Below are 20818 nucleotides of genomic sequence, written 5' to 3'. Positions count from 1 at the left end.
TCAGCCTTTGATCCCGTAATGCTCAAGCATCGCATCCAGCTGCGGCTCGCGGCCACGGAAGCGTTTGAACAGCTCCATCGGCTCTTCTGAACCGCCGCGGGTCAGGATGTTATCGAGGAACGACTGACCGGTTTCGCGGTTGAAGATCCCCTCCTCTTCGAAGCGAGAGAAGGCATCTGCCGCCAGCACGTCGGCCCACAGGTAGCTGTAGTAGCCCGCCGCGTAGCCGCCCGCGAAGATATGGCTGAACGCGTGCGGGAAGCGACCCCAGGTTGGCCCTGGAATAACCGCGACCTGCTTTTTAATCTCAGCCAGGGTTTCGAGGATTTTTGCCCCCTGCTCCGGGCTAAACTCGGCGTGCAGGCGGAAGTCGAACAGGCCGAACTCCAGCTGGCGCAGAATAAACATCGCCGCCTGGTAGTTCTTGGCAGCCAGCATTTTATCCAGCAGCGCTTTCGGCAGCGGTTCACCGGTCTCGTAGTGGCCGGAGATAAACGCCAGCGCGTCCGGCTCCCAGCACCAGTTTTCCATAAACTGGCTTGGCAGCTCGACCGCATCCCACGGCACACCGCTGATACCGGCCACGCCTGCAGTTTCGATGCGGGTCAGCATATGGTGCAGACCGTGACCGAACTCATGGAACAGGGTGATCACTTCGTCGTGGGTGAACAGCGCAGGCTTGCCGTTTACCGGGCGGTTGAAGTTACAGGTCAGGTAAGCGACCGGCTTCTGCAGGGAACCGTCGGCTTTACGCATCTGGCCGACGCAGTCATCCATCCACGCCCCGCCGCGCTTGTTCTCACGGGCGTAGAGGTCGAGGTAGAAGCTGCCGCGCAGTTCGTTTTTCTCGTCATACAGCTCGAAGAAACGCACGTCCGGGTGCCAGACGTCGATATCGGTACGCTCTTTGGCGGTGATGCCGTAGATGCGTTTCACCACTTCGAACAGGCCGTTAACGGCTTTGTTTTCCGGGAAGTACGGGCGCAGCTGCTCGTCGCTGATGCTGTAGAGGTGCTGCTTCTGTTTTTCGCTGTAATACGCGATGTCCCACGGCTGCAGCTCATCCACGCCGAACTCCGCTTTGGCAAAGGCACGCAGCTGGGCCAGCTCTTTTTCACCCTGAGGACGGGCGCGTTTCGCCAGATCCGTCAGGAAATCGAGCACCTGCTGCGGGTTCTCGGCCATTTTGGTGGCGAGGGATTTATCCGCGTAGCTGTCAAAGCCCAGCAGCTGTGCCAGCTCGTGACGCAGGGCGAGGATTTCCGCCATCACCGGGCTGTTATCCCACTTCCCGGCATTCGGGCCCTGATCGGAGGCGCGGGTGCTGTAGGCGCGGTACATCTCTTCACGCAATGCCTGGTTGTCGCAGTAGGTCATCACCGGCAGATAGCTTGGGATATCCAGGGTTAACAGGAAACCGTCCTGCTCTTTCGCTTCGGCCTGGGCTTTTGCCGCCGCCAGTGCGCTTTCCGGCATACCCGCCAGCTCTGCTTCATCGGTGATCAGCTTCGTCCAGCCCATCGTGGCGTCGAGCACGTTGTTGCTGTACTGGTTACCCAGCTCAGACAGGCGCGCCGCGATTTCGCCATAGCGAACCTGCTTCTCTTTTGGCAGGCCAATCCCGGAAAGCTCGAAATCACGCAGGGCGTTATCGACGGATTTTTTCTGCGCGGTGTTCAGTTCAGCATAGTGGTCGCCGTCGCGCAGATCGCGATACGCTTTGTAGAGCCCTTCGTGCTGGCCGACCCAGGTGCTGTACTCGGAGAGCAGCGGCAGGGTTTGTTCGTAGGCTTCACGCAGCTCCGGGCTGTTTTTTACCGAGTTGAGGTGGCTTACCGGGGAGAAGATACGCCCCAGCACGTCATCCACTTCGGCCAGCGGCTGACACAGATTTTCCCAGGTGTACGGCCCACCCTGCGCGACCACGCTTTCTACCGCCGCGCGGCAGTTTTCCAGCGCTTGCGTAACGGCTGGAACCACATGCTCAGGGAGGATTTTAGAAAACGGTGGCAACGAAAAAGGCGTCAGTAATGGATTGGTCATAAACGCTGTCCTGTTGAATTTGATGAATGAAGCGCGCATCCGGCGCTGTGCATATGGTTCAGTAATGGGGTTAAGTGTAGAGGATTTCAATGCCGGGCGTTGCGCTTTCGCGGCCGTGGAAACTTTTCTGTATACTGTGGCGATACGCTCTATTTTGCCCGATGGCGCTACGCTTATCGGGCCACGTTGACTACCCGGAACACATTCATCCATGCTCAGTTATCGCCACAGCTTTCACGCAGGCAACCACGCCGACGTCCTCAAACACACCGTTCAGAGCCTGATCATCGAATCACTCAAAGAGAAAGAGAAGCCGTTTCTCTATCTGGACACCCACGCGGGCGCGGGCCGCTATCAGCTGAGCGGCGAACACGCCGAGCGTACCGGTGAATATCTGGAAGGGATCGCCCGTATCTGGCAGCAGGACGATCTGCCTGCCGAACTGGAGCCATACATTGGTGTGGTGAATCATTTCAACCGCAACGGCCAACTGCGCTACTACCCAGGCTCGCCATTGATTGCCCGTCAGCTGCTGCGTGAGCAGGACAGTCTGCAACTGACCGAGCTGCACCCAAGCGATTTCCCGCTGCTGCGTTCTGAGTTTCAGAAAGACAGCCGCGCCCGCGTGGACAAAGCCGATGGCTACCAGCAGCTGAAAGCCAAACTGCCGCCGGTCTCCCGTCGCGGCCTGGTGCTGATCGACCCGCCATACGAAATCAAAACCGACTATCAGGCGGTGGTGACCGGCATTAACGAAGGTTACAAACGTTTTGCGACCGGCACCTATGCCCTGTGGTACCCGGTGGTTCTGCGCGCGCAGATCAAGCGCATGATCAAAGATCTGGAAGCGACCGGCATCCGCAAAATCCTGCAGATTGAGCTGGCCGTCCGTCCGGACAGCGACCAGCGCGGCATGACCGCCTCCGGCATGATTGTCATTAACCCGCCATGGAAGCTCGAAGCGCAGATGAACAACGTTCTGCCGTGGCTGCATAAAACCCTGGTGCCTGCCGGGACAGGTCACGCCACCGTCAGCTGGATCGTGCCAGAGTAATCGCAGCCATCGGTGGAAACTATTGATTTCAGGTATACAATCGCGGCAATTCACGATTAAGGATAAAAGCTATGACTAAGCATTATGACTACATCGCAATCGGCGGCGGTAGCGGCGGCATCGCCTCCATCAACCGTGCGGCCATGTATGGCCAGAAGTGTGCGCTGATTGAAGCCAAAGCGCTGGGCGGCACCTGCGTCAACGTGGGTTGTGTACCGAAAAAGGTGATGTGGCATGCGGCGCAAATCCGTGAAGCCATCCATATGTATGGCCCGGATTACGGCTTTGACACCACGATCAACCACTTCGACTGGGAGAAGCTGATCGCCAGCCGTACCGCCTACATCGACCGCATTCACACCTCGTACGACAACGTGCTGGGTAAGAACAACGTTGACGTGATCCACGGTTTTGCCCGCTTCGTCGATGCCAAAACGATCGAAGTGAACGGGGAGACGATCACTGCCGATCATATCCTGATCGCCACCGGCGGCCGTCCGAGCCACCCGAACATTCCGGGTGCCCAATACGGCATCGACTCCGACGGGTTCTTCGAGCTGCCTGCCCTGCCTGAGCGCGTTGCCGTGGTGGGCGCGGGCTATATCGCGGTCGAGCTGGCTGGCGTGATTAACGGTCTGGGCGCTGAAGCGCACCTGTTCGTGCGTAAACACGCGCCGCTGCGCAGCTTTGACCCGTTGATCGTCGACACCTTAGTGGAAGTGATGAACACCGAAGGTCCAACCCTGCATACCAATGCCGTGCCAAAAGCGGTCATTAAAAATGCAGACGGCAGCCTGACCCTGGAGCTGGAAGATGGCCGCAGCCAGACCGTCGATTGCCTGATCTGGGCGATTGGCCGTGAACCGGCGAATGACAACTTCAACCTCGGCGTGACCGGCGTGAAAACCGACGAAAAAGGCTATATCGTCGTCGATAAATTCCAGAACACCAGCGTGCCGGGCATTTACGCGGTGGGCGATAACACCGGCGCGGTTGAACTGACCCCGGTAGCCGTTGCGGCAGGCCGTCGCCTTTCCGAGCGCCTGTTCAACAACAAGCCGGACGAGCATCTGGATTACAGCAACATTCCGACCGTGGTCTTCAGCCACCCGCCAATCGGCACCGTCGGCTTGACCGAGCCGCAGGCGCGCGAGCAGTATGGCGACGACCAGGTGAAAGTGTATAAATCGGCGTTTACCGCGATGTATACCGCCGTCACCTCGCACCGTCAGCCGTGCCGCATGAAGCTGGTCTGCGTCGGCCCGGACGAGAAGATTGTCGGTATCCACGGCATTGGCTTTGGCATGGATGAGATCCTGCAGGGCTTTGCGGTGGCGCTGAAGATGGGCGCGACGAAGAAAGACTTCGATAACACCGTGGCGATCCACCCGACGGCGGCGGAAGAGTTTGTGACGATGCGATAATGCCGGACGGCGTTACGCCATTTTTTCCAGGATCGTTTTTTTGACGTCGCGGACAAATGCCTCAATCTGAGGCATTTTTTCTGCCCAATCCACGGTGACCAACCCGAGATACTCAGCACGCGCCTCCGCCAGCAGTTTCGCATGAGCTTTAGGCAGTTGCGGCAGCAGCCAGGCCGCCGCCTCGTCTTTGGAGGCGATCTGACCGGTCTCAACGCTATACCCGATACGTGCCAGCGTCAGAAGGATATGCCTCTCGTCACCCTCCAGATCGTCGGCCCTGTTCCACAGCGCGAGGGTCTGGCGAAACGTATGCTGCAGATCGCGTTCAGGAACCGCCTCAAACAGCGTGCTGGCCGCTTCTCCCCGCAGGGGGAGGCTGTTCTGACGCGCTTTGGTCAGTAAAATCGCCAGATCGGGGTCGGGCTGCGCCGGTTCGTATTCGCCGTTTGCAATCTCGTCCCGTAGCCACTCCCCAAACTGCAGTTCCCGCATGGGCGGAAATTGCCATGGCACAATCTGCGACCAGACAACCACCGTCACCTCCAGCGCCCGGTAAATTTCCGACGTCCCGGGCCAGGCCGAAATGGCCAGCAGCTTCTGCATTAAGGTATGCCGTTGTTCATCCCGCAGCGGCGAACGCACCGTGACCAGCAGATCAATATCGCTCAGCGGTTTCAGACCACCGTCCATCGCCGAACCGTATAAATGAATCGCCATCAGCTCGCGCCCGAGAATGCTTTCGATAAGGGCGCAGGCGGTCTGGATCTGTTTTTGTGCACAGGGGAGCACGTTCATCTTACCTCTTCGTCTGAGGACAACTGCTGATTAAACCGGGTCATCTCTTCCAGCACACGCCCGACGAGGATCTCAATCTCCTGCCAGGTTCGTTCGTCGTGACAGGCTATTTCCAGGGCTTCACAGGCTTCCTGCAACGCTGTCATGTTCATCATGCGCGCGCCGCCGTTGATACGGTGCGCCATACGCCCCACCTTATCGCGATTTTTCTGTGCGAGCCACTGCGTCAGCTGGCTGGCATCCTGGCGGTTAACCTCCACCATTTCGGCCTGCAGCGCCCGCGTAGCATCACTCACAAGATCAGGTTTTGCGCTGCCGACGGCAAAATAACGATCCAGCAGCGTCTGCAGTTTCTCCGCCGTCAGTGGTTTTTCCAGATATTCATTCATACCGGCAGCGATACAGCGCTCTGCCGCTTCGGCACCGCTGATCGCCGTCAGGCCAAAGATCGGGACAGGCGGCAGGCCGGAAAGCTGCTCGGTATGGCGGATCTGCTGTGCCAGCTCATAGCCGTCCATCTCCGGCATGGTACAGTCGGTGATAATCACATCGTAGCGGTCAGGATGTTGCTGCCACATCGACAGCGCCTCCGCCCCCTGTGTCGCCAGCGACACCCGGTGTCCCCAGGACTCCAGCCGCTGCTGCAGCGCCCGGCGTGCTGGCGGATAGTCGTCCACGCCAAGAATATGCAGGCTGCGCATCTGTTCGACCGGCGCAGGGGTCAATACTTTGCTGGCCGCTGGCACGGCGTTAAAGTGAAGGCTCACCACGCAGCCCTCATGCGGTTCACTGTCGATACGCACCTGCGCACCCGCGGCCTGCGCCATATACAGACAGGCCGGCAAACTGAATCCGGTGTCGGTCCACTCTGATTTCAGCGTCACGTGATGCGCACGTCCGGCAATCTCCTCCAGCATCTCCCCATCTATGCCCTCGCCCTGATCGCATACCTCGATGACCAGCGGAATGGCCGTGGCATCTGGATCTCTGCTGCCCTCGTACACCTCAACGTCAATCTCCTGGCAATTTGCATGCTTAATGGCGTTACGCAGCAGACTGGAGAGAATACGAATAATCAGCAGCGGATCGGTGGTAAAGCGCTCGGTAGAAAGCTCGATCAGTACATTCAGGGTGATGCCTTTCGCTTCTGCCTGTTGCCGGTAAAGCGCCACGGTACTGTGGATTAACTGCGGCAGATGCGTGTTGCGCGTCGTTCCGTTCAACTGCGGGTTATCGGCGCGGAAGACATCGAACATATCGCCGATAAGCGAAAGCAGATTGAGGGAAGATTCCCAAATCAGATTCAGGTTTTCATTATGCTCATGCCGCGCATCCAGCGCCTGAAGCTCCATCTCCAGCAGGCCGGTGATCACGCTGAGGGGCGTACGCACTTCATGCCCCATCGTCTGCATAAATGCGTTTTTGCTGCCTATCGCCTGCTCCAGATTACTTTTGGTCTCCGAGAGCTGAGCAATCAGTTGCTCTTTCTCGGTGACATCCAGCCAGCCGCCAATCAGACCGCCAATCTCCCCCTGACTGTCGTGCCACGGCACCACCCAGCCCTGCAGGTAGCGTGTCTGATCGTTGATCGTAAAGCTGTCAGACCAGTTCTGCGGTTGACCATCCTGCAGCGCCTGCTGGTATTTTGCGTCCAGGTTCGCCAGCACCGTGGGTTCAGCAATGTCGATCGCCGTCACCGGCTGCCCCTGGAAGGCATCGCCCGGCTGACCGATGGCATCCGCCCAGGCCTGGTTGTAGCGCAGCAGATGGCCGTTGCGATCGCGAACGTAGAGCGCCACGGGCGAGGCGTCGATCAGCGCCTGGGTAAAACGTAACTGCTCGGTAAGCTGGTGCTGCAGGACGTTGCCACGGCGCAGCGCGGCGCGCAGATACTGTATCCACAGCCAGCACCCGGTCACCACCAGCAGAAGCAACACGCCCCACACCAGGGAATTGAGTAATGAACTTTGGGCCCAGGTTTCGCTATTATCGATGGCCGCTTGTCGCCAGTCTCCCGCCAGCTGCATCAATCCCTGCGGTTGCATATCCGCCAGCGCTTTATTGAGGATATTAATCGGCTGACTGGTGTCGGTCTGCGCGGCAATAACCACATCAATGGGAGGCACGGGTACCGTCACTGCCAGATGAAAACGGGTGGGATGGTGGCGCGTCACCAGATAGTTGGCGATAAACTGCGGCGCAATTACCCCGCGCACATCGCCTTTTTTCAGCCGTGCGAGCGCATCGTCCATATCCGTCAACGACACCAGCTTGATCGTGGGATACCAGGTTTCCAGCCATGGGAGCAGCGGGTCGTCGGCCATAATTGCCAGCTTTTCGCCCTTCAGCTGGGAAAAATCGTCCGGTCGTTTGATCTCCTGATCCATCACCACCACGGTGGGCGTAGTAAGCAACGGCGGGGTCATCGCCACGGAGGCGGCTGTTTTTTGCGATACGTCAGCCAGTTGTCTGAGCACCAGCGCATCCGGGTTGTCCCGCTTTAGCGCGTTAAGTTCGGCGTCGCTATTAGCGGTCAATATTGTGAAGTGAATATCATACTGCTCGCTGAACTGGTTGAGCAGGTCAACCACCAGACCCGCTGGCGATCCCTCCTCCAGAAACGACAGCGGACGCTGGCGGCTGTCCAGGATCACCTGAATCTGACTGTGCTCCCGCAGCCAGTTCTCTTCCTCCTGATCCAGCGCCAGCGGATTGGTGGTGATGACAAAGCTCCGGTTAAGCCCCCAACTGGTGGTGATACGCAAACGGCTGGCTAACGGGATATGTTTAAACACCGTGTCGATGGCTTCCGCCAGCTGCGGCAACTGACGATCCACACCAAAGCTCATGTTCAGATTGGGCAGCGCCGGACTGTAACGCCAGCGTAGCCCCTGAGCCTGATGATACTGGGTGAGGTACTCCGCGCTGGCCCGGTTAATCCACAGCGCGTCTATCTGCTTAAACGCCAGCGCGCTGACGGCCGAAGGATACCAGGACTGGAAGCGGAGCGTGCTGCCGGGATAGTAACGCCGCAGGGCCGGACTGGCGTTGGTATCAGCCATCAGACCTAACGTTTTTGGGCTCTCTTCGGGCGCGTCGTCGGCCCGCTCGCGGGGGGTCATTAAGACCGCCTTATCCAGCAGCCATGGCGGTGTGGTCACCAGATCGGGGTTTGGCCACAGCTCCGGGTTCCACATCGCCACCATCTGAATTTCATGGCGACGCAGCGCCTGGAACGCATCACGACTCTGGCTGTAATAGTGGAGTTTAACGTTGATCTTCAGGCTATCTTCCAGCAGCGCCAGATAATCGGCCGCAATCCCGTTGAAAATCCCGTGCCCCATCCCTTCGCTGAGAGGCGGATGCGGCTGCCCCCAGACGCCCACATGAAGCGTCTGATTGTTATTCAGCCATTGCTGAACATCATCGCTGAACTGGACATGCGGCGCATTGACCTGTACGCGGCGCTGCAGGGTCAGTTCCTGGGCCTGAATCTGCCCGATACTGCAAAGCAGCAAAAAAAGGCTAATTAACCGGGCAGTAATAAAGCGCATCGTTTGAGTCGTTCCCTGAAAGATGAGAGCTGGAAATAGGCAGACGGGTGCAGCCTTAATTTTAGCAACCGCGCGTCGTTCTGCATTGTCTGGATACCCGTCATAATGTGCGGGAATTTTAGCAATAGGCGGGTCAGCCCGGACTAAGGTCGGTCTTGTTTTTAAAAAATTAACGCCCGGGCCCGAATATAAGACCGGACTTGTTGCGAGTCTGTTTTCCCCCGGTAAAAATGCCCGGGATTTGCTATATATAAACAGGTTAATCCGTGATGAGTAAAATGATAGATGACCGCAGCAATAATAACGCTGACGCCAGAACGGATGAGGCAATTAACGGTCAATTTCCGGCGCTGGTGGAGATCACGCCCGGAGATATTCTGATCCAGGGAGAGGAGAACCTTTTTCCTGACCACAGCAGTAAGCAACTGCTGATCAAAGGAACACCGGAGGAGCAGTTCAATCTTTCCGACCTGTTACCGGCAGATGCCGACCCAGGAGAGTGGATGAAAGCGAGAGGCTCCGTCACCCTGGACGGCGTGCAGTATGAGGTTTATCACCATCCGGGGACGGAAACAGAGCTGCTGGTACAGACAGGGGTGCAGGTCACGCAGCTCGCGTAATCGTCATCCAAAGGTAAACCCACAACATAATTGAAGGATTTATGATGAGGCGTTCAATTCTGGCTCTGACTCTTGCAACACCCATTTCCTTTTCTGCCCTCGCAGATTCCGGAGAGGCTCTGTTTACCCCGGAAAAAGTCAGCAGTGAAATAGGTCTGGGCAGCCTGAGCGGCAAGACAAAAGAACGGGTTTACGAGCCGGACTCCGGCGGCCATAAAAACAGCCAGCTCAACTGGAAATACAATAATGCGGCCATAATTAAAGGCTCCATTGACTGGGATCTTCTGCCATGGGTATCGCTCGGCGCTTCAGGCTGGACTACCCTCGCCAGCCGCGGCGGTTATATGGATGATACGGACTGGCAGGACCTCGATCAGGATGCCTGGACCGATCAGAGTAAACACCCTGACACCCGCCTGAACTACGCAAACGAATTTGATGTAAATATCAAGGGATGGCTGCTAAACGAACCCGCTTATCGGGTCGGGGTGATGGCCGGTTATCAGGAGAGCCGCTATAGCTTTAAGGCCTCCGGTGGTTCTTACCACTATACCGATGAGGATACGGGATTACCTGACATCGGTGATTTTCCGGCCGGGGTGACCGTCATCGGTTACAAACAGCGTTACAAAATGCCGTACATTGGCCTTGTCGGTCATTACCGTTACGAACGTTTTGAGTTTGGTGGCAGCTTTAAATACAGCGGGTGGGTACGCTCGTCAGATAATGATGAACATTATCTGACCGATACCACCTTCAGATCGAAGGTTAAAAACCAGAACTATTACTCAATTGCCGGGAACGCCGGTTATTACGTGACGCCCAATGCCAAAGTGTACATTGAGGGAACCTGGAACCGTACCACCAACAAAAAAGGCAGCTTGTCCGCCTATGATTACAGCACCGGCGAAACACAGCGTGCAGACAATAGCAGTGGTATTGAAAACTGGAACGTCATGACCACCGTCGGCCTGAAGTACCTTTTCTAACCACACCGTGCCGGGCGCGTTGCCCGGCTCAGACGCCATTATCCCGGATAACCTCAACCTGCACCTCGCCTGCGCGAAAACCGTCGGCGAGGAAGAATGGGATGGGCAATCGCCATTGTCCATCACGCACCACCGCCGTATAGCGATAGCGCTCTCCCTTAATGCGTAATGCGACAGCCTGCTTTTCACCGCCGGCTTTCTCGCTCGGCCCCGCCAGTACGGTAAACCCGGCGTTGCTGCCCACGTGGAAGTGCTCAGTCTGCCAGCGAACAGGCGGATGTGCAGGCCAGGGTTGAGCATGGTGAAACGCGAAGATCTCATCATGATTCAGAATGCTCTGCCGCACCGTGGGCCAGAGCGCCACCTTGAGGAAATACTGGTCGGTGAAACGGGCGCTCCCCCGGTAGTTCGCCACAAACTGACGCATCATACCTTCCACGTTCGGGATCGTGCCGCCACAGCCGCCCCACATCCCGGCCAGCAACAGTTCGGTATGGGTGAAGTAGTCGCGCATATGGTGGAAATAAAACGGCGAGCGCAGCCAGGCATCCACGCAAACCTGCTCCCGTTCAGAGAGCAGGGAGTCCGCGTCACGCACTAAAAAACGCTCGACCTGCGGGTCATCCATCACCAGAAAACGCCACAGCGTTGGGTAGATGTGCTTTTCCTGGCTCATATCCACCAGCGCGGCCCCCGCCTGCGTCAGCCGCTGCCAGACGTGCTGCGGCACGGAGTCATCCAGATACACGCGACAGCGCCAGGCCGGAAACAGCGCTGCGGCGGCCTCAATGTTTTTAATTAAGGTTTCGCAGTAGCGCGGCTGATCGCCGTACAAACTGAACGCGATGATGTTCTTTTCCGGGCAATCTGCCTGGAAAGGTGGCGGTGGCGTCTGGGGCAGTGGCCAGACGGTACCCTGACGAAAACGCCGGTCAGAGAGGGTTAATGACTCCAGACCACAGGCGCGCATTTCATCCGTTTTGCCCATATGACCGCACAATTCCGCCAGGCCATCGAGCCAGGTTTCTGACGCTTCATGACGGCGCGGCGACTGATAAATTTTGCGATAGACCTTATACGCCTTGTCATGTTTCCCCTCACGCATCAGGCTCAGGGCGTAATCGCTCTGTACCGACATATTATGCGGCAGAACGGCCAGCGCTTTTTCGCAGCAGCGGGACGCCGTTGCATAGTCCGCCACGGCCATTGCATGACGGTACTGTTCCGCCAGCGCAGTAAATGTCTGACGCATTGCTTCGTGTTTTGCAGCAGAGGAATGAGGATGAAAGGATCGGCGCATCGTCCAGGCTCAATAATTAAATAAACGTGCGTATTATTTTCCCGGTCGCCGGTCACGTTAGCGACAAGACCGGTCTTGATGTGCCCGGCAATCCGTAATGGCGTAACATGTAAGGAGCAAAAAGCAGGCAGAAATGCAGGCTTATATTAGTATTGAGAGGATCGCGTAGAAATAATACTGTTCCTGACCTGACATTGCGCTTTTCGTTATTAACGACTACCAGAATAATAACCAAGCCTTGTCTTATAACAATACATTTACCGTTTAATCAGAATATCACTATCAGTATCTTATTCTCAGGAGCGTTATAAAAGTTATGCGCCACTACCTTTGCCGTTTTTTGCTTCTGGTTTTATTTTTATTCGTGATGCCCGCCGCACACAGCGAAGAATATAAGATTCTGATGCGCACCCCGATTGAGGGCATGAATCGTCTGCCGCTTACCGAAGAGCAGGCAACGCTGCTAAAGCATGTACAACATTTGACGGTGGGCATCACACGCTATGACGCGCCCCCTTTCGGTATGCGCAATATGCGCCATGAATATGAGGGGCTGAGCGCCGACTATCTCGGCCTGGTGTCCTGGCAGCTTAATCTGCCGGTGCAGGTTAAAATGTACGACTCGCAGGAAGATCTGTGGCAGGCGCTGGCGCGCGGTGATATCGATCTTATCCCCTCGGTCTCCGCCTTTGACGCCAACGACGCCTTTGTCTTCTCAACGCCCTATGCCAGCGATAAACCGGTGCTGGGGGCTAACGACCGGGATACCCAGCCTCTCGCCGACGATCTGGCGAATACCGACGTCGCGATGGTCCGGGACTACCTGCCTCTGGCACAGGTGAAAGCGGCCTATCCCAACGCGCGCTTTCGCCTGTTTGACAGCTATCAGGAAGCGCTGAGCGCCGTGGCCTTTGGGCATTCACGCGCCTATCTGGGAAACAGCTATTCGCTGAGCCGAAACTATTTAAACAATATTCATATCGAGCGCTTCTCGCGGCTGCCCAACCGTGAGGTGGGGTTCGCCCTGAGCCAGAATAACCCGCAGCTCAACCAGTTGATTAACGCCACCATCCGCGCGGTACCCGAAGAGGAAAAGCTGGATCTCTATCGCCGCTGGCAGCCCGATCGGGTCGATATTGCGCAGGGAACCAAGTCGCTGGTCTTTACCGACCAGGAGAAAGCGTGGATCGCCCACCATCCGGTGGTGAACGTACTCATCTACAGCCAGGATAATGCCGCGCCGGTCTCCTTTATCGACAACAAGGGGATGCTGCGCGGGGTGGTGGCGGATCTCTTCTCCGTGGTGTCGCTGCGCACCGGCTTGCGCTTTAGCTTTGAGACCGGCAATACCACCGATGATTTGATAGCCCAGGTCAACCACGGGCAGGCTGACATGCTCGCGTCAGTGACGCCGAGCGAGGCGCGCAAGGGTCAAATCCTCTTCACGCGGCCCTACTTACGCAGCGCGTTTGCCCTTGCGACATCCACCTCACGTAACGACATTAACACGCTGGCCGACCTGCGCGGCAAACGCCTGGCGCTGGTGAAAAACATCGGCGTGGAACAACAGGTGCGCGAGCGATACCCGGAGATCAAGATTGTCCACGTGGGCAATGAATCGCAGCTGCTCGCCAGCATCACCAACGGCGATGCCGACGCGGCAATCGGCATTCTGGTGATGACGGATTACCAGATCTACACCAACTTTCAGGATAAGCTGAAGGTGGTTTCGATTGTTGGCGACTCCCCCGCCTGGATCTCTTTTGGCGTTGGCCTGGCAAGCCCTGAGCTGCAGAGCATTCTGGATAAAGTCCTGCTGAGTATCTCACCCATTGAGATGGAAAATCTGGCAAACCGCTGGCGGCCCAACGAGCTGGTGGTGGTCGACAGCTTCTGGTATCGCTATCGCGAAGTGCTAATTGCCACGGGTGTCTTCAGCGCCGTTCTGGTGCTGTTAGCGCTGGGATGGGCGCTCTATTTACGTCGACAGATTGTGCGCAAAGCAGCGCTGCGCAGGCAACTGAACGAGCAACTCACACAGCTGCGCGAGATGCTTACCGAACGTGAGTCGTTGCTGGCGGAGCTGAGCGAGGCGAAAGATCGCGCCGAAGACTCTAACCGGGCAAAATCGGTGTTCCTGTCAACCATGAGCCATGAGATCCGCACCCCGATGAACGCCATTATCGGCATGCTGGACATCGTCCTGAAAAAAGGGCGCAAGGGCGAACACGATCTTCAGGCGCTGGAAGTCGCCTACGACTCGGCAGAGGGTCTGGTGGGGTTGATTGGCGATATCCTGGATATCTCCCGTATCGAGGGCGGGCATCTCGATTTCAACCCGGAACCCGTGCAGTTTGGCAAACTCATCGACAACATGATGCGGGTGTTCCAGGGGGTGGCGATTGAAAAGAATATCCAGTTGAATAAAGTCTTCCCGACGGACGCGCTGTACGAGGTCTACGCCGACCCGCTGCGCATTAAGCAGGTGCTCTCCAACCTGCTGAGCAACGCCATTAAATTTACCGACCGCGGTAGCGTGACCCTGACTTTATCGCAACGCGAGGAGCCCGGCACCGATAACGTGATGTTTGTTATCGAGGTGCAGGACAGCGGTGTGGGTATTGATGCCAGCCAGCAGGCCGCGCTCTTTAAGCCGTTCAGCCAGGCGGACAATCGTCGGGCGGGCACCGGCCTTGGGTTATATATCAGCCGAACCATCTGTGAAAGCATGAATGGCACGCTCACGCTGGCCAGCGAAAAGCATGTTGGCACCACCGTCAGGGCCACCTTCTCCCTGCCTAAAGTCACCCGTGCCGTTACGCCGCCTGCCCGGCGTGATGAGGAGGAGGAAACGTTACCGGCGCTTAACGTGCTGGTGGTGGATGACAATCCCGCAAACCGGATCCTGTTGGCCAAACAGCTGGCCTGGCTGGGGCAGCACGCGCATCTGGCTTCCGGTGGCGATGAGGCACTTAAAATCTGGACCGACACCGCGTTTGATGTGGTGATCACCGACTGCAATATGCCGGGCATCAACGGTTATCAGCTAACGGGAATGATGCGTAACGCTGAGCGTGAGCAGGGTCGGGCACCGACATGGATTATTGGTTTTACCGCCAATGCGATGCATGAGATTAAGGAACGGTGTGTGCAGGCGGGCATGAACGATTGTCTGTTTAAGCCGTGCTCGATAAGCGACCTGGCGACGGCACTGCGTAACAGTACTTCTTGCCGGGTGGCGCTGCGCTGACCCGGCCTACAATCGACAATAATATCAATTAATTGCACGATTTATTGTAGGCCCGTGCAAGCGTAGCGCCGCCGGGCAACACTCACAGCAGTTGGTCGTGCCAGAGGAACAGCTCCGGGTCGGTCTTCACGCCCAGCTTTTTCATTGCGGATTTCTTCTGGCCGCTAACCGTTTTACGGCTCCGGCTGAACTTCTCAGAAATTTGCAGCACCGACATACCGGAAAGGAAAAGGCGTAACACCTCCAGCTCCCGCGCAGAGAGCTGATCCAGACGGCCAATGCCGTCGATCACATGCTGCTCATCTTCAGCGTCACCGGGTGCAGACGGCTCGGAGATAAGATAAAACTCCTTCTCCATGCTTTCGGAAAGGCAGATATGCCCTGCCGCCACGCGGCGCACCGCCTCCACCACTTCCGAGGCATCACGACTTTTACCGATATGCCCGCGCACACCGGCCTTCAGGGCCATACGGACAATGGCGGTATTTTCCAGCGTCGATGAGATCAAAATTTTCAGCCAGGGAAAATTGCTCATCAGCTGCTTAATCATCGGTAATCCGTCGATGTCTTCATCCCCGAGTAAATAGTCGAGGATCAGCACATCAATCCGGTTGGTACGTAAAAAATTAATCAGGTCGATACGGCTGGCAAAACTGCCCTTCAGTTCGAAATCCGGCTCCTGGCTGAAAATAATCTCCAGCCCTTTGCGGACAATCGGATGATCGTCGAGTAAGGCGATATAAATTTTCTTTCCTGAATAGTGATTCATCTGCACTCTCTTTCTGTGCCTGCTGTGTGGTTCATTATAAAAATGGCTGATTAGGGCTTACTCAGCCACTGCAATAATGTTCCCGCACTGGCATAACTACGAAAAATAGCAGCGTAAGCGTCAAAGCGGTTGGTCGCTTCCGCAACCTGGTTACCGTAATAATCACTTTCTGCACTCAGCACATCCAGCAGGGTTCGTCTGCCAAGGTGGTACCACTGATCGAAGAAATCATGGCGAATGCGATCGGATTCAAAAGCTAAGTCATGGTACAACTCAGCACGCTCCAGCATGCTACGGGCATCCTGATCGGCCGCCCGTACGCGGTTATCCAGATCGCGTAACTGTTTTTCAATGGTTTCTCTGCTGGCGTCCGCACGACGCGCGGCAGAGAGTGCTGCGGCTCGCTGAGAACCGCCGCGGAAAATCGGCCAGCTCACGTTCACGCCTGTCTCCCAGGACTGTTCACGTCCGAGCTCGTCGCGCCCGGTGCTTTTACCCACATTCCAGGTCACTGTCGGGTAAGAGGCCGAGCGCGCGACATCCGCATCCGCCAGCGCCGACGCGGTCTCCGCCTGAGCCTGACGAATCGTCGGATGCGTGTCGATGGCTGAAAGCTGTGTCGTCAGTTCACCCGGTTTCAGGTTCCAGGTCGTCGCCGCAGGCAGGGGCACTTTTTTGTCCCCCAGCAGGCGGTTAAGGGTAATTTCAGTATCTCGCGCACGTGAGACGGCCGTGTCCAGCGACGATTGCGCCTGGAGCAGCCGCCCCCGGGCCTGAGTCAGCTCGCTGCGACGGCCCTGATCAACCTTCACGATCCCGTCCAGCATCTCAACCAGCTCGTTCATCCGCGCCACATACTTTTGGCTCAGACTGATAATCTGGCGCTGCTTGCTCAGTTCGACGAGCGCGCTGCTGACCTGCCAGGCGATATCTTCCGCCTGGGCATCGACGTTATTTTTCGCCGCGTCATGCAGGGCTTCACGGCTTTTAATGGTGTTACTGGTGCGGCCAAAATCGAGCAGTGTGGTCGCCATATTCACGGTGACCGCCGGTCGGCTGTCGCTGTAGCGACGCTCACCACCACCAAACTGATAACTTTTGGAACGGGTACCGACATCAATTTGCGGCCAGCGCTGACCTTTCGCTTCGTCAACATTCGCTTCTGCCGCTTCAGTATTATAATTCGCGCCACGCACTTCGGGGCTGATACTCAGCGCGGTATTCACCGCATCATTAAACAGGGCGCGAATTTCCCTTTCGCTGGGTGCGTGGGCCGTATTATCACGTTTCGGCGCGGCGGCCACGTGTGTCACCGGCGCCTGCTCCACTAACGGCGCAGCGGGTGCGGGCGGTGTGGAGGCCATCACCATGCGAGATTTTACCACAGGGTCTACAGGCGCAAAGGCTAATAAGCCGTCACTGTTTGCTGCACTTTTAGCCGATGCCAGGCAAGCCGCGGCCGTCAACAGCGCCGCCAGACGGCGCTGCATAAAAATAGAGTTACTTTTCATATTAACGCTCGCGGAACGCTTCCTTCGCTTTGAAGATAGGTTTCAACAGGTAATCGAGAATGGTTTTTTCACCGGTGCGGATTTCAACCGTGGCAATCATGCCGGGAATAATCGGCAGGGATTTACCGCCCGCCGTCAGCGTGCTGCTGTCGGTCAGGACCATCACCCGGTAGTAGGTGTCGTCAGGGCGACCGGCGGCGGCTTTGGCGTCATCCTTCAGCGTGTCCGGGCTGACCAGAGACACGTGCCCTTTCAGGCCACCGTAGATGCCGAAATCGTAGGCGGTGATCTTCACCATCGCCGGTAATCCCGCATGCAGGAAAGCGACGTCTGACGGTTTGATTTTCCCTTCCACCAGCAGCTGGTCTTCCAGCGGCACGATTTCCATAATGTGTTCACCCGGCTGGATAACGCCGCCGATGGTGGTGACTCGCACGTTTTTCACGGTGCCTTTTACCAGCGCGGTGATGGTAGTCCGGCTCACCACGTCGGCACGTCCTGTCAGGCTCTCTTCGGCCTGCACCAGATCCAGCTCCTGGCGAATCAGCTCGGCGTTGGCATCCGCCTGATAGCGGTTACGACGCTCGACGATTTGCGATTGCAGGTCATTCGCCTGACGACGCATACGCAGCAACTCCACTTCCGAGAGCAGGCCGCGCGCGGCCAGCGGCTCGGACATGGCAATTTCGTTTTGCGCCAGGCGGTAGCTTTTCTCGAGCGAAGCCACGCCCTCTTCCAGCGCCTGTTTGCGGCTGTTATAGGCGCGGGTTTCCAGGTCCACTTCGGAAGGGTACTGTTTCACCCGGTCGCTAAAGGTCAGCGGCAGGCCGTAGGCCTCTGCACGCAGGCGGTTAACGGTCGCTTCCAGCGCCACCACTTTACGCAGCGTCTCCTGATAGCTGGACTGGGCGCGAGTCGGGTCGATTTTCAGCAGTACCTGCCCCGGCTCGACAATGTCGCCCTCACGGACGTGCAGCTCTTCGAGAATACCGCCCTCCAGGCTCTGGATAATTTGCTCGCGGCTTTTCGAGACGATTTTCGCGTCACCTTTGGTGATCTCTTCCACTTTGGCGAAATGCGCCCAGGTTAAAAACCCGGCGAACACCACCAGAATCAGCCATAACACCAGGCGTGACTTTGGCGTGGTCTGCGAGAATAGCGCTTCCTGGATATCGCTCATCCAGGCGGCATCACGCGCGGACAATGCCTTGTTATTGTTACGCTTTAAGAATTTCATGCGCTGGCCTCCACGGGCTGTTTTCCAGTAGCGGCTTTTGCAGGGGCACTGTCGTTTGCCGGTGTGCCGTTCAGTGCGGCCAACACCTGCTGTTTAGGACCATCGGCCACAATTTTGCCGTCATCAATAATCACCATGCGATCTACCAGCGCCAGCAGTGACGGGCGATGGGTCACCACCACCAGCGTGTGCCCGGCGGTCGCGACTTTCAGGTGTTGTAAGAACAGGGCTTCCGTCTGGGAGTCCATCGCACTGGTCGGTTCATCCAGCAGCAACAGATTCGGTCTCGCCAGCAGCGTACGGGCCAGTGACACCAGCTGACGCTGCCCACCGGAGAGACTGTTCCCCTGCTCGCCCACCGGCATGTGGATCCCGCGCGGATGACGCGCGGCAATCTGATCCAGCCCCGTGAGACGCAGCACGTGCAGGAATTCATCGGAGGAGGCGTTCTGACGGCCAATCATGATGTTTTCACGCAGGGTGCCGTAAAACAGACGCGCTTCCTGGCCGACAAAGCCCACGTTGTTACGCCAGTCGGAGGGCTCAATTTGGTTCACATCCAGACCACTGCTGAAGAGCTGCCCTTTCACCGGGGTATAGAGACGCGCAATGATGCGCAGCAGGGTCGATTTACCGCTGCCGATTTTGCCGACAATCGCCACGCGCTCGCCCGGTTTGATCGTCAGGTTGACCCCTTTGAGGATCTCCGGGTTCGGCTGCATCGGCGGTGCCGGATAGGAGAAGGTCACGCCTTTCAGCTCAATATCGCCATTCAGCTCAGGCTGTTTGATGTAATCAATGTCGCTGCTGCGATCGGTCGGGTGTTCCATCAGTCTGTTCAGCGAGCTCAGCGCAGCTTTCGCCTGCTGGTAACGCACCGCTAAACCAATCACCTGGCTTAATGGCGCGGTTACGCGACCCGCCAGCATCACGGTCCCGATCAGCGCACCCTGGGTCAGGTTACCGGCATCGATCAGGTATACGCCGGTGACAATCAGCATCACCGTCTGCAACTGCTGCAGAAAACTCACCGAGTTCATTGCCAGCGTCGAGTAATGTTTTGACGCCGCCGCGCTGGAAGATTGCATGGCGCTGAATTTCTGCCAGCGGCTCTGCATCCAGGATTCACCGCCAACCGATTTCAGGGTTTCCATGCCCTCAATGGATTCAATCAGCACGCCCTGCTTTAACGAGGCCTCCTGCAGGCTGGCTTTCATTACTTTCGCCAGCGGCCACTGGATCAGCAGGCTGACGATCAGGATCATCGGCAACATCAGCATCGGGATAAAGGCCAGCGAACCGCCGATGGCAAAAATAATGCCGATAAACAGCAGCACGAACGGCAGATCGGCAATGGTCGCAAGGGTGGCGGAAGAGACGAAGTCACGCACGGATTCAAACTCGCGCAGCTGGTTGGCAAACGAGCCGGAAGAGGCCGGTTTATGCTCCATTTTTACCGCCAGCGACTGACGAAACAGAACGCTGCCGACAATCAAATCCGCTTTCTTTCCGGCGGTATCAAGCAGATGCGCACGCACCGTACGGGTGATGGCTTCAAATACCATCGCCACCAGTACACCAATTGCCAGCGACCAGAGCGTGGTAAAGGCCTGGTTAGGGATAACGCGGTCATACACGTTCATGGTAAAGAATACCGTGGCCAGCGCGAGCACGTTCACCAGCACCGACGCCAGCGCGGCGCTGCGGTAGTAGCTGCGATAGCGCCACAGGGTACTGAACAGCCAGTGACCTTTTGGTTGCGGCGGCGCGATATCGCTGACCCGGCTGTCAATGCGCGCTGTTGGTTTCGCCGCAATGGCATAACCGACATACAGTTCGCTCAGCGCCTCATGGTTCAGCTCAACCGGCTCGTCGCCCACTTCCGGCATGATCAGGGAGTAAAACAGATCCCATTTATCGTCGGCATTTTTACGACGCTCGCGCGCAAGCAGCACCATGCCGCCCGCACCTTTGCGCAGCAGAATCATGGGGAAAACCTGCTCGGGAAGTTCAGCGCTGTTACGCTTGATGAGCCCCCCGGTGATACCGGCGTTTTTGAGCGCATCAAGCGCTAAAGAGGGTGTGAGCGTTTGTTCAACAGGCAGACCAGCCAGCAAGACATCGTCGCTCTTACCCAGACCATAATGATCGGACAGCCAGGCAATGCTTCTGAGCAGAGTGTCGTCATTAAGTCGGGTATCACGGGCGATAGTGTGCAGCTGTTCCTCCTGGGTTTTGGCCATTGAGGATTCCATATTTCGCGTGTTCCTGG

Annotated in this window: 13 protein-coding genes; 5 read left to right on the top strand and 8 right to left on the bottom strand. The window is 57.1% G+C overall.

Features of this window, described 5'->3' with window-relative positions; translation table 11 throughout:
• Positions 1 to 2043 (bottom strand): oligopeptidase A, encoded by a 2043-nt coding sequence (gene prlC, locus NQ842_RS02180; protein WP_257256459.1) that lies wholly within the window; start codon positions 2041 to 2043, stop codon positions 1 to 3.
• A gap of 211 nt (positions 2044 to 2254) precedes the next feature.
• Between prlC and NQ842_RS02175 the strand changes: the two genes are divergently transcribed.
• Positions 2255 to 3097 (top strand): 23S rRNA (adenine(2030)-N(6))-methyltransferase RlmJ, encoded by an 843-nt coding sequence (locus tag NQ842_RS02175; protein WP_046889498.1) that lies wholly within the window; start codon positions 2255 to 2257, stop codon positions 3095 to 3097.
• Positions 3098 to 3168: 71 nt separating this feature from the next.
• The gene (gene gorA, locus NQ842_RS02170) at positions 3169 to 4521 is read left to right on the top strand and encodes a glutathione-disulfide reductase (protein ID WP_063412042.1); all 1353 of its coding nucleotides are present in this window, start codon (positions 3169 to 3171) and stop codon (positions 4519 to 4521) included.
• Between the two features lie 12 nt (positions 4522 to 4533).
• Here gorA and NQ842_RS02165 read toward each other — a convergent pair whose 3' ends face one another.
• The gene (locus NQ842_RS02165; protein WP_192544996.1) at positions 4534 to 5316 is read right to left on the bottom strand and encodes an aminoglycoside adenylyltransferase family protein; all 783 of its coding nucleotides are present in this window, start codon (positions 5314 to 5316) and stop codon (positions 4534 to 4536) included.
• Positions 5313 to 8870 carry a response regulator gene (locus tag NQ842_RS02160; protein ID WP_257256458.1) on the bottom strand — a complete coding sequence of 1186 codons (3558 nt, stop codon included), beginning with the start codon at positions 8868 to 8870 and terminating at the stop codon, positions 5313 to 5315. The genes NQ842_RS02165 and NQ842_RS02160 overlap by 4 nt, the downstream gene beginning before the upstream one ends.
• 269 nt (positions 8871 to 9139) lie before the next feature.
• Between NQ842_RS02160 and NQ842_RS02155 the strand changes: the two genes are divergently transcribed.
• Positions 9140 to 9490: a hypothetical protein gene (locus NQ842_RS02155; RefSeq protein WP_014833646.1), complete on the top strand. Its 351-nt coding sequence runs from the start codon at positions 9140 to 9142 to the stop codon at positions 9488 to 9490.
• Between the two features lie 44 nt (positions 9491 to 9534).
• The gene (locus tag NQ842_RS02150; protein ID WP_063412045.1) at positions 9535 to 10479 is read left to right on the top strand and encodes an omptin family outer membrane protease; all 945 of its coding nucleotides are present in this window, start codon (positions 9535 to 9537) and stop codon (positions 10477 to 10479) included.
• 28 nt (positions 10480 to 10507) lie between these two features.
• Here NQ842_RS02150 and NQ842_RS02145 read toward each other — a convergent pair whose 3' ends face one another.
• Positions 10508 to 11731: a tetratricopeptide repeat protein gene (locus NQ842_RS02145; RefSeq protein WP_118283899.1), complete on the bottom strand. Its 1224-nt coding sequence runs from the start codon at positions 11729 to 11731 to the stop codon at positions 10508 to 10510.
• A gap of 451 nt (positions 11732 to 12182) precedes the next feature.
• Here NQ842_RS02145 and NQ842_RS02140 point away from each other — a divergent pair, with 451 nt between their 5' ends.
• Positions 12183 to 15029 carry a transporter substrate-binding domain-containing protein gene (locus NQ842_RS02140; RefSeq protein ID WP_228485929.1) on the top strand — a complete coding sequence of 949 codons (2847 nt, stop codon included), beginning with the start codon at positions 12183 to 12185 and terminating at the stop codon, positions 15027 to 15029.
• A gap of 82 nt (positions 15030 to 15111) precedes the next feature.
• Here the strand turns inward: NQ842_RS02140 and NQ842_RS02135 are convergent, their stop codons facing one another.
• From NQ842_RS02135 to NQ842_RS02120, 4 genes are read right to left on the bottom strand one after another with little or no spacing between them, the layout of a single operon-like run.
• Positions 15112 to 15798, bottom strand: a complete 687-nt coding sequence (locus tag NQ842_RS02135; RefSeq protein WP_014833650.1) for a response regulator transcription factor — start codon at positions 15796 to 15798, stop codon at positions 15112 to 15114.
• Positions 15799 to 15848: 50 nt separating this feature from the next.
• The gene (locus NQ842_RS02130; protein WP_047360445.1) at positions 15849 to 17309 is read right to left on the bottom strand and encodes a TolC family protein; all 1461 of its coding nucleotides are present in this window, start codon (positions 17307 to 17309) and stop codon (positions 15849 to 15851) included.
• 1 nt (position 17310) lies between these two features.
• On the bottom strand, positions 17311 to 18546 hold the full coding sequence (locus tag NQ842_RS02125) for an HlyD family type I secretion periplasmic adaptor subunit (protein ID WP_248063613.1): 1236 nt from the start codon (positions 18544 to 18546) through the stop codon (positions 17311 to 17313).
• Positions 18543 to 20801, bottom strand: coding sequence for a type I secretion system permease/ATPase (locus tag NQ842_RS02120; protein ID WP_257256457.1), 2259 nt, complete (start codon positions 20799 to 20801; stop codon positions 18543 to 18545). Before NQ842_RS02120 ends, NQ842_RS02125 begins: the two co-directional genes overlap by 4 nt.
• Between the last annotated feature and the right edge of the window lie 17 nt (positions 20802 to 20818).

It is taken from the genome of Enterobacter cloacae complex sp. R_G8 (assembly GCF_024599795.1).
GTDB classification, from domain to species: Bacteria; Pseudomonadota; Gammaproteobacteria; order Enterobacterales; family Enterobacteriaceae; genus Enterobacter; species Enterobacter dissolvens.
Note: the sequence above shows the minus strand (reverse complement) of the source record. Positions and strands in the feature narration are given on the sequence as shown.